General features: G+C 43.0%; 10 protein-coding genes. 2 read left to right on the plus strand and 8 right to left on the minus strand.

What is annotated here, in order from left to right:
- Window positions 1-7 precede the first annotated feature (7 nt).
- The 4 genes from ABMY45_RS08970 to ABMY45_RS08985 all read right to left on the minus strand — a co-directional run bounded on the left by ABMY45_RS08970 (window position 8) and on the right by ABMY45_RS08985 (window position 7246).
- The gene (locus ABMY45_RS08970; RefSeq protein WP_349288774.1) at window positions 8-2083 is read right to left on the minus strand and encodes a basic secretory protein-like protein; all 2076 of its coding nucleotides are present in this window, start codon (window positions 2081-2083) and stop codon (window positions 8-10) included.
- Between the two features lie 17 nt (window positions 2084-2100).
- Window positions 2101-4929 carry a TonB-dependent receptor gene (locus ABMY45_RS08975; RefSeq protein ID WP_349288775.1) on the minus strand — a complete coding sequence of 943 codons (2829 nt, stop codon included), beginning with the start codon at window positions 4927-4929 and terminating at the stop codon, window positions 2101-2103.
- Window positions 4930-5123: 194 nt separating this feature from the next.
- Window positions 5124-6572: a basic secretory protein-like protein gene (locus tag ABMY45_RS08980; RefSeq protein WP_349288776.1), complete on the minus strand. Its 1449-nt coding sequence runs from the start codon at window positions 6570-6572 to the stop codon at window positions 5124-5126.
- A gap of 281 nt (window positions 6573-6853) precedes the next feature.
- Window positions 6854-7246, minus strand: a complete 393-nt coding sequence (locus ABMY45_RS08985; RefSeq protein WP_174169259.1) for a cytochrome b562 — start codon at window positions 7244-7246, stop codon at window positions 6854-6856.
- A 200-nt stretch (window positions 7247-7446) separates the two neighbouring features.
- Here ABMY45_RS08985 and ABMY45_RS08990 point away from each other — a divergent pair, with 200 nt between their 5' ends.
- Window positions 7447-8508: an ABC transporter substrate-binding protein gene (locus ABMY45_RS08990; protein ID WP_102058012.1), complete on the plus strand. Its 1062-nt coding sequence runs from the start codon at window positions 7447-7449 to the stop codon at window positions 8506-8508.
- 142 nt (window positions 8509-8650) lie between these two features.
- Window positions 8651-10294, plus strand: coding sequence for a S8 family serine peptidase (locus tag ABMY45_RS08995; RefSeq protein WP_227387895.1), 1644 nt, complete (start codon window positions 8651-8653; stop codon window positions 10292-10294).
- Between the two features lie 26 nt (window positions 10295-10320).
- On the opposite strand, the gene ABMY45_RS09000 is transcribed toward ABMY45_RS08995, so the two are convergent.
- From ABMY45_RS09000 to ybaK, 4 genes are all read right to left on the minus strand, one after another.
- Entirely contained in the window at window positions 10321-11151 is an 831-nt protein-coding gene (locus ABMY45_RS09000; RefSeq protein ID WP_174169262.1) for an EamA family transporter, read from the minus strand.
- 3 nt (window positions 11152-11154) lie between these two features.
- The gene (locus tag ABMY45_RS09005) at window positions 11155-12093 is read right to left on the minus strand and encodes a phosphotransferase (RefSeq protein WP_227387894.1); all 939 of its coding nucleotides are present in this window, start codon (window positions 12091-12093) and stop codon (window positions 11155-11157) included.
- A gap of 448 nt (window positions 12094-12541) precedes the next feature.
- On the minus strand, window positions 12542-14797 hold the full coding sequence (locus ABMY45_RS09010; RefSeq protein WP_102058008.1) for an acyl-CoA dehydrogenase: 2256 nt from the start codon (window positions 14795-14797) through the stop codon (window positions 12542-12544).
- A 277-nt stretch (window positions 14798-15074) separates the two neighbouring features.
- Window positions 15075-15533 (minus strand): Cys-tRNA(Pro) deacylase, encoded by a 459-nt coding sequence (gene ybaK, locus ABMY45_RS09015; RefSeq protein ID WP_102058007.1) that lies wholly within the window; start codon window positions 15531-15533, stop codon window positions 15075-15077.
- Window positions 15534-15617 lie beyond the last annotated feature (84 nt).

Raw genomic sequence — 15617 nt, forward strand, 5'->3', positions numbered from 1 at the left:
TAAAAGGCTAGTCTTTTGCTTCCCACAATGAGAATTCGCCTAGTTGAATTAGCCTTCCGCTAGCGCCGCCAATTCCACCGCCTTCACGGGTATGCTCAAGTTCCAAACGATACTGGGTATACGCATTTGGACTCTCGATAGCAAAGCTATAGTATTCCATCGTATTAGGTAGTTCGTTGAACTGTTGAGTATCTAGCGTAATCCAATTCGTACCGTCATTTGAGCCCTGTAGCTGCCACGCATTAGGAAAGCGATGAGGGTTGTCTCCCGCTGTCGCTAATGAGTAGTATTTTGCTATTTTAGCGCTGTCAAACACATAGTTAACCTGGGCCTTATCAACCTGTTTTATCGGCAACAAGTCAGGCGCATATTGTGCAAGCCAAGCGGGGGCTTCCAACACCACATTAAATTTAGAGATAATATTTCTATCATTAAGCTTATCTGCTCCCTCATTAAAAGGCACAAGTGCAGTTCCGTTTGTTGTTACCTGAGTGCTAGTGGGTGCAAAGTTCTGATAGCCAAGTGGTACTGGTGGTAACTTACCGATGCTAGCAAGGTAGACTTGATACTCTTCAAATACCGCGTCAATCCCACGTTGTTCACCAAATATAGATTTAAAAGCGGTGTCTAAACTCCACGCATCAAGCGTTTTTGCTGCCGCATTAAACTTGCGGATAAAATCGGTGTTACGATGACTGTTTTCTACCCACTCAAAGAAGAATGCTGTTTGATCGTAAGCATCAACATTGTAGTGTTCCATCCAGCGAACTCCACCGCGTCTATGCTCTAAGTAACCAGCATCTATTCGAATAAAGTTAGCTAGCGCTTCAAGATAGGTGTGATAATCCGTGCCCGGACGATATTCTCCTTCAGCCGGAACGTTGTTGTAACCATGGGTCAGCTCATGCCACAGCACGCCAATAACTTCGTTACGGATAGCCTCATCTCCAAGACCCTCTAGGTTGGCGATGTGCTTAACATCAAACCTAAGCTCCATAAATTTGCCTTCACCGGCCTTTGAAGCCGGCGCATCAAAGTCTCCGGTAATAAAAGTAACGTGCTCAAAAACGTTGATTTCGGTTACATTATTAAATAAGCGCTTGGCAATCTTCAAAGAAATCTCATGAATAAGGGCATTTAGATCTGGTACCGCACGTTCAAGCGCCAGCTGTCCAGGGTGCTCTGGTAGTTCCTTTTTCACTTCGATTACAGGCTCTGGAAACCCAGCCCATGGCGAGGCTGGCTCCCACACACGGATAAAGTCTTGCTGAACTAATGTCGCTTCCCCTTTGTCGTTACTCGCAACCAGTGTAATAGTTTTTGGCCCTAAAGCTTCAAACTTAACCAATGGGCTTTGCTCTGTACTTGTCGCAGGAATACCACCTTCAAACGTCCACTGCCAGCTAGTCGGGTTAACCAACGACTCATCTCTAAAAACAATATACTCAGAGACTTCAGGAGTCGTGTTTGTCGCATTAAATGCGACGATAGGAATATCCGATACCGTTTTGATTTCGAGTTCCGCTAGTTGCGTAATATCAGCACCATAGCTATCTGTACCACCATGTACTAAATCAAATTTGAAGTAGCGATACTTTTCGCCGCTTTCGGCCAATTCAAAATTGCGAGTCAGTCCTCGAGCAGAGAATACTTCTCCCGCTCTTGAGTCCAGCTCAATCCACTCAGCTTTATCATTTGAGCCATATACGACCCACTGTTTTGGATCTCGGCTTGCTTCATCGTTTGCTGACGTAAAGCTATATTCTCTAAGTTCAATCTCTGTCGCGGCTTTAAACACTACAGTGACGTTTGACGCAAAAGCCAGGAATTTTGTACTCGTGTTAGCGTCGATAAGTTTGTCGACACTTTCACCTGCGGGCGAGGCTTGTACACCATCCGCTAAAACAGCCTCAATCTCAACTCCAGTATCTGAGGTGATATTACGCAATGCGCTAGAGTCTGGCTGCCCGGATGATTGAGTTTGTTCAGGTTTATCACGTTCAACAAATTCAGACCCATCATTACAGCCTATTAGTGTCGCAGCGACGGCCATTGCCACCGCTGATAGCATTAATTTTCTCATTTCGTTACCCTTTATTATTAAAATTGGTAGTTAACTTTTAGTAAGAACTCGCGCCCGTTCGTGTCGTAATTACCCGCTTTATAAAATGGGTAACTTCTAAACGTGTCGTCTTGAGGCGGCATCGCATTTAATAAGTTTTGAACCGTAAACATCACTCGCGTATTGTCATTGATGTAATGGCCAATGGTTAGGTTATGCTTTATCCATGCAGGTAACTTTTCTCTTTGACCAAAATCAGCACCGTTCCAATTTTTTCCTTTATAATTTACCTGCCATGAAATTGCGGTCTTTTCCAACTGCCAAGTCAGGTTAAACGATGCCATATCTTTGAAGTTATAGTTATCTTGACTGTCTAGCACATCCTCAAGCGGATCTTCGGGACGAAGCTTTTCTTTTTTCTTTAAAACATGGCTGTAATCAAGCTTATAAATAAACTCACCAAGCTCTGACTCAAACGTGCCCTTCACACCAAAGTTGACGCCGCCATGCTGCCTTTCCGCGGCGTTTATATAACCTTCTCTGATAATTGCTGCGGTGTACGGTAACCCTTTTTTCGTGTTCCCTAACCAGTCGGTTGCCAGACCATCTTGATCAAAACGCTGTACTCTGTCTTGCATATTGGCGCATTTAGCAGAAGATGAATCAATTAGGCCGTTTTCACACTTCCAGACATTATCAAGAATTTCGCCAGACCCAAGTCGAGTAATTTTGTCTTTTAAGACAATGTCATAAACATCAACATTGAATGACAGCTCAGGGGAGTACTCATACACCAGACCAAAGGTTAATGAATGACCAGACTCTTCTTTTAAAGTTGGATCGCCTGCCGAGATTGTCTCAAAGTCAGCATCTAGCTTTGGCTCATTACTATTTGTTGTGTCTAAGTCTGCACAGCTGATAGTTAATGCATCAGCATTATATTGAGCGGGATCCCCTGTGGTTTGAAAACGTAGACATGCATCTGCAATCACTCTGTCCGAGCCTCGTCCAAAGTTACCAGCAAACCCTTGATATACTGAGCTCATGCTAGGACCACGGAACGTTGTGCCATACGCACTTCTTAGCATCAGCGCGTCAGTAGGAGAATACTTAAAACCGACTTGATAAGTGAATGCTCCACCAACATCAGAAATATCATCATAGTGGTCATAACGCAGCGCTATTTCACTAGAGATCTGTTCAGTAATTGGGATCATAAATTCTGTCGCCGCAGCATAACGGTTACGCTCACCATCGGTGATAACGCCAGTCAGACCGACAAATTCTTTATTTAGTATTCTGCTATCGGGCGTCGCTCTCGTCCCTTCTTTCATCAGCTCAATATATGCGGCAAAAGACACAAATCCTGCTGGCAATTCAAATAAATCCCCGGACAGATCTGCGGTTAGGGTTTCATTGAACGATAAGCCATCGTAGGTTGCCCAATCAGCCATGTTATACATATTGTCTTGGGTCAGAGGTGCAAAAAAAGCTTGGTAATTTGGACGGTAGATTGGCATGCCATCAACCTCTCCCAACTTAGGGCCTTTTAGCCAGTTATTTCCTTCAACCGTGTGATGCAAGTACCTATCAGAGAAGTCGTATTGTGAACGGCTGAAGCCAACGGAGTAATAGTAATCCGCTATCTCCCCTTCAAGACCAAAACTAAATGAATAAGATTTATCATCGTATACCCGACCTAAGCCATCATTTGTATATTCTGAATCATTCACTATTCGCCACATATACTTAACTGGAGCGCCGTAACCACCAGCTTTATTTTTTATATCAGGATCCCAAAACATAGATCCGTGAATTGACTCTGCATGAGCAAAGAAGAATGGGTTTCGTGCCCCTTTCTTTTCTTGATCGATATAAAATCCGTTAACAAAAAAACTGTGTTCGTCGTTGATACTGTACACCGAGTTGATATACAAACTCATGGTTTCAACTTGGTTACGTAATAAATTGTTGCCAGTTTCATCCCACCCACAGCTTAGGCCGTAATCATTGCGGCTAATAAAGTGCTGAACCGCAGTCGGGTGTGGATTATCATCTGTATTACAGTACTGCGCTGAATATTGATTTTTGAACTCGGTATTCTCAGCCCATACGGTAATTGAACGATTGAGCTCTCGCTTGTTTGTTGGATCTGGATTATCCCAAACGCTGTCATGAAAAGGTCTGTCGGCACCAGTTAGCGCCTCTTCCGTCTTGTATTCTAGTGAGTAGTCAAACGTAAAGTCGTCTTGCTCAAAACCACCAACAAACGACAAGCCTTTTTTATCACCCGTACCATAAGTATCCTGGCCATAGAATGCTTCAACGACATGCTCGTCCATACCTTTTTTGGTGATAATATTGACTACCCCAGCCATCGCATCTGAACCGTAGATTGCAGAGCCTCCGCCGGATTGAATATCGATGCGCTCAACCATCGCCGTTGGCAACATATCGAGATTAACAAAATTGGTTTGGCCACCGTACGGCATTGGGTAATAAGCCAAGCGCTTACCATTAACGAGAATTAGCGTGTATTCAGGTCCAACACCTAATAGGTTTAACTCTTTGGCGCCAGGTGTATAGGAGCCAGTTTCCACTTCACCGAGGACGGCACCACTGGCGGCTGAAATACTACTCAGTGCATCATACACTGTGTTAAAGCCACTTCTGACCATATCAGCGGAAGAGAGACTTTGGACATTGGTAACACCTTCAATGGCGATACGCTTGATACGAGATCCTGTCACCTCAACGCGTTCTATTTCTTCTGCTTGTTCTTCTGTTGCGGCTGTTACTGAGTTAGTTGCTACCGCTGCTAGGACAGCAGCGGCGATCAGGCTATGTTTATATATTATTGTTGTCATAAGACCCCCACAATTTAAAGGAACGTTCCAATTTTTATTAAAATTTCATTTCTCCCTTAGCAAAACCAACAAAGCTTCAGGCAGAAATCAAAAAGGGAACGTTCCAATTATGAGCAATAAAACAAACCTGTCAACAAATTATGTACATTTACAGCATAGTGATGACAAGTTGTAATCATCTAGTTCTTGCTAGTTCACTGCAATTTCTTGGCAGTTAGCTCACTTTGATAGCGAGACCAGAGCTTATCAAGAGGCTCTCCAGTAACTGATTTTATTGCATCTTCAAATGACCAATCTTCTATTTCTACCGCAGTTTGATTAAAACGATAGGCAAAATCCGGATGAGACTCAGCGAGCCACGCCAGAAAGAACCCAGTATTTGTGTATCCACCAACCCAAGAATCCGACGGCTTAGGTGAACGGGTTTTATGGTATCCCGCTTGAATTCGAATGAGATCCGCCATTCCTTCAATAAATGCATGTACATCGGGCTCAGAATAACTTCTCTCTTTTGGAAATAGCTGATATCCATGGGTAAGTTCGTGCCAGAGCACACCAAGGAGTTCGTATTCCACTTGCTCATCTGGCTGCGCAGCGAGTTTTTCGGTGATGTACTTTGAACTAAACACGATTTCCATATTTGTTTCGTCTCCAGAACGATACGCTATTGTGTCCATCCACTTCAGCCTAAATGTGACTTGCTCAAACTCTGGTAACTCTGCAAAGTGTTTGTACAACCTTGGGGCCAGTTGGCGAGTTACGTCATCCACCGTAGTGGCTATATCAGGAAATAGCGCTTGCAGGCGTTTCGACCCTGCCGACTCAGTATCTTCAATAACTACTTTGACCTTTGGCGGCTCAAAGCCTTTCCATGGTTGAGTTGGATCGTAGATTTTTAAATAGTTCGCACGGGTTTTTAGGTCCGAACCATGCGCATTTTTAGTGACTAGAGTGACATCGTAGTTACCTGGCTTGTCATAAACTACTTCAACACTTTTTGCGTTTGGCAGCATCGCTTTGCCCTCAACCTTCCAATTCAGTGCTGTTGGTGAGTTTGCAGATATCGACTGCAGAGAAACTGGCTCATTAAGCTTGGCAACAGTTTTATCTGCAGTAAAATTTGCCAGCGGTAAGTTTGTTTCTGCATAGAGTGCCAGATCAGCGATTTGCAAAAAACGGTCACCCCACTGCGTTTTACCTTCCTGTGCCACAGTAAAGCGCACGTACCTTGCATCCGTTGTTTTGGGTAGGTCAAAAGCGAGTGTTTCACCTCGCCTTGAAAATACGATATCGTTGCGTTTATCAGCCACTTGCCACACCTTACCATCTTTAGATACGGCTACAGTCCAATGCTTTGGATCTCGCGCGGGGGCATCTTGGGCTGAAGTGAGACGATACTGTCTAAGCGCTTTGACGTCTTTCAGATCAAATACAATCTCAGCGCTAGATTGCTTAGATAAGAATTTGCTTTTTAGCGATCTATCAACTAGTTGCTCTATCCCCTCACCTTGGATTTGCTCCTTTACGTCGCTCGTTACAGAGAATGCATCACGTTCGGTGATATCGTAGAGCACATTGGCATTCGCTAATGAGGAGCCACAAAATGAAAGTAAAATTAGACTAGCTATTGAGGAGGTTTTCATCAAAATTTCCCAGATTAAAAACAAACATACTGGATCGTTCCAATTTATAATGCAACTTCTTTTGAGCAGGTTTTTATGTAATTTCTAATAAGTGCAGAAAAGAATATCGCTATTTCACCGCTTTTAGATCTTATAAAGAACTAGCAAGCTTGAAAGGTCAAGCCACGACTCGCTAGTCTTTTTGCCATATTCAACTAAAGCCAAGACCGATAAGCAAAGCCGCTGTGATAGAACAAGGAATAACCACAGCGATAGGATAAGTTAACTATTCGAATCTCAGGTTAACTACCAAATAGTAACTCCCAAAAGCCCGGTGGCTCGTGTAGTTTGTGGTATTGCTTTCTCAGCTCATCAATTTTTAATAGCATTTCACGGGCTTTCTCGACTCTTCCCGAGTCTATTTCATGGCTCGCCTTAGTAATGGCTTCGAGTACTTTATCCAAGCCCTCAACTGACTCGGCAGACACCTCTTGCTTAAACTGAAATTGCTTACTTTCATTAACGAGTGTAGTCAGCTCGGTTAAGTGTGCTTGCATTTCTTGAGCAGATTGCGCTTTCATAGCCTGCTTATAAATATGGCCCATTTCCTTCATGGTTTTATTCAATTCGCTTGACTCATGCGCAACCCCTGACACCGAAAACAACAACACGAATATAAATACGATTTTTCTCATCAAAATCCCCTTACTCTTTGCGCGCTAGTATAAAGCAATTAACGCATGAGCTAAATTCAATGCTATGAAAAATATGCTGGTTCCGAATAGCATTCAAAAAACAGGCAGATAGCGCAACGATTCTAGCGTAAACTATACTTATATTAATGACGTCGCGTATTTAGCAGCACACTTTTTGAATATCAAAAATGTAGAGACTTATGATCCGAAAATTGTTGTTCATCTTTTTATTTTTATCGCCGATGGCCGTGCTATCTGCACAACGATTCAACGTTCAATTTGTAAACCCCGGTTTTGCAACAAAAAACCCTACCGGAGACTTTTGGTATAACGTCAGCAACGTGATGACTGCGGCCGCTAATAACATGAATATTTCCCTCAAAATTAGTTATGCGCAGCGCAACCATATTTTGATGAAATCGCTCGTAGAGCAAGCCTTGAAAAGTGATGCTGATTACCTTGTGCTGGTTAACGAAAAATCGAGTGTCGTTCCCTATTTGTTAAACACCAAAGCCACCAAAATCAAGATTATTTTCTTGCTCAACGGACCGACTAAAACAGAGGAAGTAGCTCTGTTAAAGTCAGGACACCAAATTATTGGCACCATTGAGCCAGACAATTTCCAAGCCGGTTTTAAATTAATGCATCAACTTGCGCGAAAAGCACTTAGGTCCTCCAATCCATCGCAACATGTATTAGCTTTGCTAGGAGACGTGGCGACGACTGCGGCATTAGACCGACAAAAAGGCATGCGCGCTTATCTTGAGCACCATACAAAGCTAGAATTAATCGCAGAGGCAAATTGTCAATGGTCTCAGAATGAAGCTTATCGTCTCACTAAAGCGTGGTTACAGCGAGATCCCGCAATCACAACCGTTTGGGCTGCTAATGATCCTATTGCTTATGGCGCGTTACTCGCTGCTAAAGAGTTAAGCCGTAAGATCGTCATAGGTGGGATTAATTGGGATGAAGGTATTGCGCCAAAGTTAGATGTTTCGATCGGAGGGCATGTGTTGCTTGGGGCCTATACTTTAGCTCGACTAGCACAATATCATAGAGACTTTACACCAATAGACAGCGTGACCTTGTCTATTTTCGAATCGCTGGATGACGCTCACTTACCTTTGTATCATGCCATACATGGAAACTTTCCTGAACACCTGGACTTTTTACGTTACATTAACGATCCAGCGCAATTTACCATTACAGAACTAACTCACTCACTTAATAAAAATAACCACAATAATAATGTGAAGAATTGAGAATTTAAGAACGATTAATTAATGCAATAAACAAAACCCAGAAAGATAATGCAATTTACACCTGTCTAATCTTTACACATTGACAGCGATGTCAACACCTGTTTTAGTAACAAACGTAAACAACATGTAAAACAGGTGAAATATGAAAAACAGTAATACGGTAGTAAAACTTCTTAAGCTTTCGACCCTTAGCACTTGCGTTTGTGCAAGCCTTTCAGTTGCTCACGCAGATACACAGCGCGTTATTGTCACGTTAAAAGACAGCGCAACACCAAATGTTCTGCCAGTGCGCTTAAATCAAGCGGAAATGGCGCAGTTTAAAGCGCAGACTTTGTCTGAAGCTGCCTACTCCACCTTGGGTACTGCTGCAGTCAACACATTGCCAAGCATTAATGCATATGTCGCCGAAGTTTCTTCTACGCAAATGCAACAACTACAAGCAAGCGGTAATATTGCACACGTAGAAGTTGACCCTAAACGCTATTTGCCAAGTGTAAAAACTTCAGCAATTGATTTACTCGCTGAAACCACACCTTACGGCATTAATATGGTGCAGGCTAACCAAGTATCTGACGGCTACAGCGGCAACCGTAAAGTCTGTATTATGGATACAGGTTATACGCTAGGTCACCAAGATTTACCTAGCACAGGCATTACAGGTAATGATGGCTACGGTAACTACGATACAGGTGTGTGGAGTAACGATGGTAACGGCCACGGAACACACGTTGCCGGCACAATCGCCGCTTTAGGTGGTAATGGCACAGGTGTGGTCGGGGTGAATCCATCAGGGCAACTAGGTCTTCATATTGTTAAAGTGTTTAATGACCAAGGCCGCTGGGCATACGGTTCCGACCTCATTAAAGCAATTGAGCAGTGTGAGCAGGCTGGCGCCAATGTAACCAGCATGAGTTTAGGTGGCAGCGGCAGCTCTACGGCAGAACGAAGCGCATTTGAGCAGAGTTATCAGCGTGGCATGCTACATATCGCAGCCGCAGGCAACGCGGGTAATAGCTCGTTGAGCTACCCAGCATCGTATAATGCAGTTGTATCCGTGGCAGCAGTAGACAGTTCTGAGTCAAAAGCCTCTTTCTCTCAATACAACAGCCAAGTAGAAATTGCAGGCCCGGGTGTTGGTGTAAACTCAACCTGGAATAATGGCGCGTATCGCAGTATTAGTGGGACTTCAATGGCAACACCGCATGTCTCTGGTGTCGCAGCACTAGTGTGGAGCCACTTCCCGCAATGTACAGCTCAGCAAATTCGCCAAGTGTTGAATACAACAGCAAAAGACAAAGGCCAAGCAGGTCGTGATACTTCTTACGGCTATGGTATTGTGCAAGCAAAGGCGGCGGTTGATTATCTAACAAATAATGGTTGTGATACTTCAGGTGCAGTCAATGCAAACTTTAACTTCAGCGTGTCCGGCCTCACTGCGACATTTAACAACCAATCAACAGCTGGTAGTTATCAGTGGGAATTTGGTGACGGTGCAACAAGCTCACAAACTAACCCATCACACACCTACGCAAGTGCTGGTACATACCAAGTGACACTCACTGTGACAGCTTCAAATAACAGAACTGCTTCTAAGACTCTAGCAGTTACCGTTAGTGATGCACCAGCTGGCTGCAATGGTATCCAAGAATGGAATGCAACTACGTTCTACAATACGGGCGACCGGGTTTCATTCAAAGGCTTTGAATACCGTGCTACGTACTGGTCACAAGGCGCAAGCCCAGAGATCTACTCAAACGTTTGGACTAAAGTCGCGCAATGTAAGTAATACCAATTAGTCATTTTAAGTGGCGCTTAAGCGCCACTGTTTAATGCTAACATTGCACTACAACACAGAATAACAGAGATCATAAGCCATTCTTTTGTTGAAATTATCTCTTTAAAAAACCACATCCCAAGCATACTTGCGCTGATTATGCCAATGGCTCTTTTCAATCCTTCAACAAGCCCCGGCTGAATTTCGGTTAACGCCTGCATTTGGAAGATAACAGCGACAGCGAATACCACTGCAGAAATAGTCCAGAGCAACCAATGTGCGCGGAAATTTTGATTTTTAAACTGTGGTCGTAACAAGATTAGATTAACAAAAAATACCATAAAGGTTAGAAACCCAGCATGAAAAGAGAGCGAGCTGTATTGCAAAGCCTGTTTATCGAACACGATGCAAAGCCCCCAGCAAAAAGAGGTGATTGCAACTTGTTTTGCACCTGGCTCTTGAAAAGAGAATCTGCCTCCTTGCAATAAAAATGAAGCGAGAACAATCGCAGCGATTAGCATTGACTGCAGCGTGGTTAAAGGTTCTCCAAGTAGCAACCAAGCAAACACACCTGCAAGTGCTGGAGTGATAGATAACAGAGGCAGGATAACCGCCATTCGCCCAAGCGCAAGCGCTTGAATAAAGTTTACGCTACCAATTGCAGCCAACATTCCGCTAGCTATCGCAGGCGCTAGATAAGCAGAACTTGGGAGCTGTTTGTCAAAAACCAACCAATAGCCTACGTATGCAGGTAAGACTAGCAGACTAAATATCACCGACATTTGTGCGGCTGAATAATGACTTGCTAGCCTTTTTCGTAAAAAATCAAATACAGCCCAATTTAACGCACTGAATAAGGCTATGGCCATTTATTATCCCTGTTGTAATGCTATTTCCGTTTGAAATTTCATGTAATCATTGATTTTTACATGGTCCGGTTTCCAACCCAACAGAAAGCGATAAAAGTCAGCCCACACCACAGGCCACAACGACTCCCACTCAGAAAGGATCTGAGCGATATCAATAGAGGCTGCTTTGCCTAATAATTCTATTCTCAACATATCTAAATACAATTTGAGATACTCATCGGCATGCTGGAGCTGTTCTTTTTCGTCTAATACCGACGTAATAAACAGCATTAAGTCTGATACACCAATACCCTTTCCAACATACTGAAAATCGAATCCCAGTGCTTGATCGCCATTAAAGGCAAAGTTAGCAAGCTTAGCGTCGCCATGGATCCAAGTATGCCAATGGCTATTTTTGATACGATCTCGTAATCGAGGTGCCGCTTGTTTAATGCTACTGTGTTGCATTCGCTCAAGTTCATCCGGTCGTGTATCTAGGTGCCAATAATTTCCTTGCTCCCACACATGCTCTGCAGGGCTTTGTAAAAAGTGAGCATGGAATTTAGCTAACCACCCTATCACTGCTAATATTTGTGACTCGGATGGATTAGCGGTTTGCGAAAAACCTTGAGTTGAGAAGTCTCTAAAGACGATGTAGTCCATCCCTTCACTTACCCCTTCACCTAAATAACTCGGCGTATTACAGGGTGAGAGTAACTCGCATGCATGATGCTTGTAAAAGTGGCGTTCTACTTGATAAGACTTAGCTTTACGCGCAAGCGCTACTGAAGATTGTTCAATTCGCCGATGTGCAATGTCACTAGGCACTTTAGTGCGCTTAATTGCAAGCTTCCCAGCATCATGATTGATAAATAACATATCACCACAACCGCTCCATAATTGTTGCTCTTGCTGTGTTGACATAGGCGCAGAAATTACATCGTTCGGAATACTTATTTTCACTGTGTTACACCTTTTTGTTATTTAACCTGAGAGCCGTTCAATAAATAGCCAAACTTCTTTATTGTATAACTCAGGTTACTTAAACACAGTACAACCCCTTACTTACTATTACGAATACCAATTTGCTTAATTAAGTGATCTATTTTGAGACGAGATAATCTTGTCGATAACTCCGCTACCGCATCCTGTTACCGCCAAGGTATCTACATCCATATAGACAAGGCAAAAATTTTGCTATTTAGTTGTTCTAAATAAAAATTTTAACGCTGTTAACGTCAGATATGCTCCTTCAAATTGAGCAAGTATTAACAAAAAATTGGTATAATAAGCAAACCGTTTTACAGTGCTTGATAATTATAGCTGGTGTTATTATCTTTACCCAACATGAAAAAGCCCTTAACCAATTGGTTAAGGGCTTTTACTTTTACAAAAAAGTTATTTGTTTAACTTACTCATTCACGGCTTGCTTGACTGTTTCTTTCGCACTTTGTTCATCTAACAAGTTTAAATCGAAGTCAAACTCATCCACTCGGATTGCTTTTTCACGCTTGCGATTGTAATCAACAAGTTTTGCATACTCTTCTTCGTTGATAAGGTTACCAACGAGCGCATTATCTAATGTTTGCTCGAAACGAACACCTGGTTGGATCTCGCGCTTGCGAACTGCCTTTTTAACTTTGGCAAGCAGGTCAAGGCAACCCATCTTAGCTTTATATGCTTGCTCATTGATATCATGACCATCACCTGCGGTAGGCTTCACAAGATGAGTAAGCTGCGCTTTGATTGGCGTATCCATTTGCGCCGCGGCGGCTAATTCTCTGATCATATCATCATTAATTTTAGGCATTTGTTTGCCACTAAACTGCATCGTGATCACACGCATAAATTTACGAGTACCACTTGCCGGGAAGTTATCTAAGAATTTATGTAGCGCTTCTTCTGCACTGATAAGTGCATGCCTTGTCGCATAATGGAAATAAGGTGCTGCTTGCTCACGCTCTGCTACTGCTACTTTTTGCTCATAGTATTTGATTGAAGCCATCGCTGCATACAAGTGACTCATTACATCACCAAGGCGTGCTGACAGCATTTCTGCTTGTTTCAGTTTTCCACCTAGTACGAGCAATGAAAAGTCTGCGTATACCGCAAGCTTAGCTGCTAATCTATGCGCGGCTTTTTCATACGCACGCACTTCAGGTAATGGTGATTTTGCATCAGCAGTAAATGGCATAAGACCATATTTGAAAGCACGTAAGCTGTTGGCAACACTATAGCTAACTGTTTTTGTCAAAATACCACGGAATTTACTGTCGGCGTCTTTCTCTTCGCTGTGAATAGATTCAACCATCGACTGTAGATATGGGTGACAGCGCATTACACCTTGACCAAAGATCATCAAGTTACGCGTTAGGATGTTTGCACCTTCTACGGTAATCGCTATTGGCTGGGCAACATAACCGCTTGCAAGGGTATTCTGAGGACCATTTTGAATAGCCTTACCTGCAAGAATATCCATTGCAGAGTCCAATACGTCACGACCAGTTTCAGTCATGTGGTATTTTGCAATTGCTGTTACTACAGATGGCTTAAGACCCATACCTAAACCTTCTGTTGTTAATACCCGCATCGCCTCTTGCATGTATGCTTTGCCTGCAATATCTGCAAGCTTTTCTTGAATACCTTCAAATTGACCGATCGAGAGACCAAATTGCTCACGTACCGCCGCATATTCAGATGCCGATTTCAGTGCGACTTGGCTAGTTGAAACACCTAGCGCCGGTAAAGAAATACCACGCCCTGCACCTAAGCAACTTACCAACATCTGCCAACCGCGACCGATATTCTTCTGGCCACCGATGATAAAGTCCATTGGGATAAAGACTTTTTCACCACGTGTCGTACCGTTATAGAAGCGTATTCCCATCGGGTCATGACGGTTTCCAAGTTGCACACCCGGATGGTCATGTGGAATTAACGCACAGGTGATCCCTAGTTCTTTTTTACCGCCTAGTAATCCCTCAGGATCCAATACTTTAAAGGCTAAACCGAGTACCGTCGCAATCGGCGCAAGTGTGATATAGCGTTTGTCCCATGTTACTTCAAGACCAAGTACTTCTTCACCGTTATACATGCCGTTTTTAACAATACCTTGGTCCGGAATGCCACCGGCATCGGAACCAGCTTCAGGGCTTGTTAGCGCGAAACATGGAATATCACGACCGTTTGCTAAGCGAGGAAGGTAGTGCGCTTGCTGCTCTTTAGTGCCGTAATGAAGCAATAACTCACCCGGACCTAGTGAATTAGGAACCATCACCGTTACCGCTACCGCAGAGGATTTAGTCGCAATTGTACCCACTATCGTTGAGTTTGCGTAAGGGCTAAACTCTAGACCGCCGTATTCTTTTGGAATGATCAAAGAGAAAAATCTCTCTTTTTTCAAAAATTCAAGCACATGCTCTGGCAAGTGTTTGCCATTTTGAATTTCCGAGTCATCGATCATACCCATTAATTCTTTAACTGGACCTTCTAAAAAAGCTTGCTCTTCTGCACTTAGCTTAGCTTCAGGTACAGCACGAAGCGCCGAAAAGTCAGGCTTACCTTGATAAATTGACCCTTCTAACCAAACATCACCTGCATCTAATGCTTCTTGTTCTGTAATTGAAATGCTTGGGAGGATCTTTCTTAAATTCGTTCTTAGGCTCATAATTAACTCATCCGACCAGATAGATATATCTACATTACGGCATAAAAATTCGTTTAGATCAATTACTCTACTTAATTTTTTAACGGCTTTTTTACTGAGTTATCGAGTGATTAATATAAATGACTGCTAAATTAATGGCTTACAGCTGTAAGTCGAAAAAAGTAAATTACTGTTCTTAGGGGGGAAATAGGAGTAAAAGAGGGACTTTGACACCCTTAGCAGTTCTAGACTGACATTTTATCTATAATAAAGATGGTTTTTAAAACCAGCACTGCCATTAAAACAGTGCGATTTTTGCTTTGCATAGCTGCTCTACCGTAGCAGGTGAAACAACGACTTCAACTCCCCGCTTGCCCGCACTAACATAAATTTGCTCAAATGCTAAAGCACTCTCGTGAAGTAACGTGGGCAGCTGCTTTTTCTGCGCAAACGGGCTTATACCGCCAATTAAATAACCAGTTACCTTTTGCGCGTTTTGTTGATCTGCAAGCTGTGCTTTTTTCCCCATACACGCTTTAGCAAAGGCTTTTAAATCCACTTGTTGCGTGGCGGGAGAAACAGCTACATACAATTTACCATCAACGTCAATCAGCAGGGTTTTAAATACTTTTTCTCGGTCTAGGTTGAGCTTTTTCGCTGCTTCATTAGCAAAGTCGTGATCGTTAGGGTCGTGCTCAAATTGCAGCACTTGGAACGCCACTTTCGCCTTTTTAAGTAGGTTAATTGCCGGTGTCATTACAAACTCTTTTTAAGCAGATGTTGATTTCTGTTATACCAAGAAACAAACGCTTATGCTATCGCCTTACGATGAGACCCATCA

Origin of the sequence: Pseudoalteromonas sp. XMcav11-Q (assembly GCF_040104525.1) — a bacterium.
In the GTDB taxonomy this organism is placed as follows: Bacteria; Pseudomonadota; Gammaproteobacteria; order Enterobacterales; family Alteromonadaceae; genus Pseudoalteromonas.

What these genes read in the sequence shown, in the direction of transcription:
- ybaK (WP_102058007.1), bottom strand. Translation starts at nt 15,533, where the DNA reads ATGACACCGGCAATTAACCTACTTAAAAAGGCGAAAGTGGCGTTCCAA.
- ABMY45_RS08985 (WP_174169259.1), bottom strand. Translation starts at nt 7,246, where the DNA reads ATGAGAAAAATCGTATTTATATTCGTGTTGTTGTTTTCGGTGTCAGGG.
- ABMY45_RS08970 (WP_349288774.1), bottom strand. Translation starts at nt 2,083, where the DNA reads ATGAGAAAATTAATGCTATCAGCGGTGGCAATGGCCGTCGCTGCGACA.
- ABMY45_RS08980 (WP_349288776.1), bottom strand. Translation starts at nt 6,572, where the DNA reads ATGAAAACCTCCTCAATAGCTAGTCTAATTTTACTTTCATTTTGTGGC.
- ABMY45_RS08995 (WP_227387895.1), top strand. Translation starts at nt 8,651, where the DNA reads ATGAAAAACAGTAATACGGTAGTAAAACTTCTTAAGCTTTCGACCCTT.
- ABMY45_RS09000 (WP_174169262.1), bottom strand. Translation starts at nt 11,151, where the DNA reads ATGGCCATAGCCTTATTCAGTGCGTTAAATTGGGCTGTATTTGATTTT.
- ABMY45_RS08975 (WP_349288775.1), bottom strand. Translation starts at nt 4,929, where the DNA reads ATGACAACAATAATATATAAACATAGCCTGATCGCCGCTGCTGTCCTA.
- ABMY45_RS09010 (WP_102058008.1), bottom strand. Translation starts at nt 14,797, where the DNA reads ATGAGCCTAAGAACGAATTTAAGAAAGATCCTCCCAAGCATTTCAATT.
- ABMY45_RS08990 (WP_102058012.1), top strand. Translation starts at nt 7,447, where the DNA reads ATGATCCGAAAATTGTTGTTCATCTTTTTATTTTTATCGCCGATGGCC.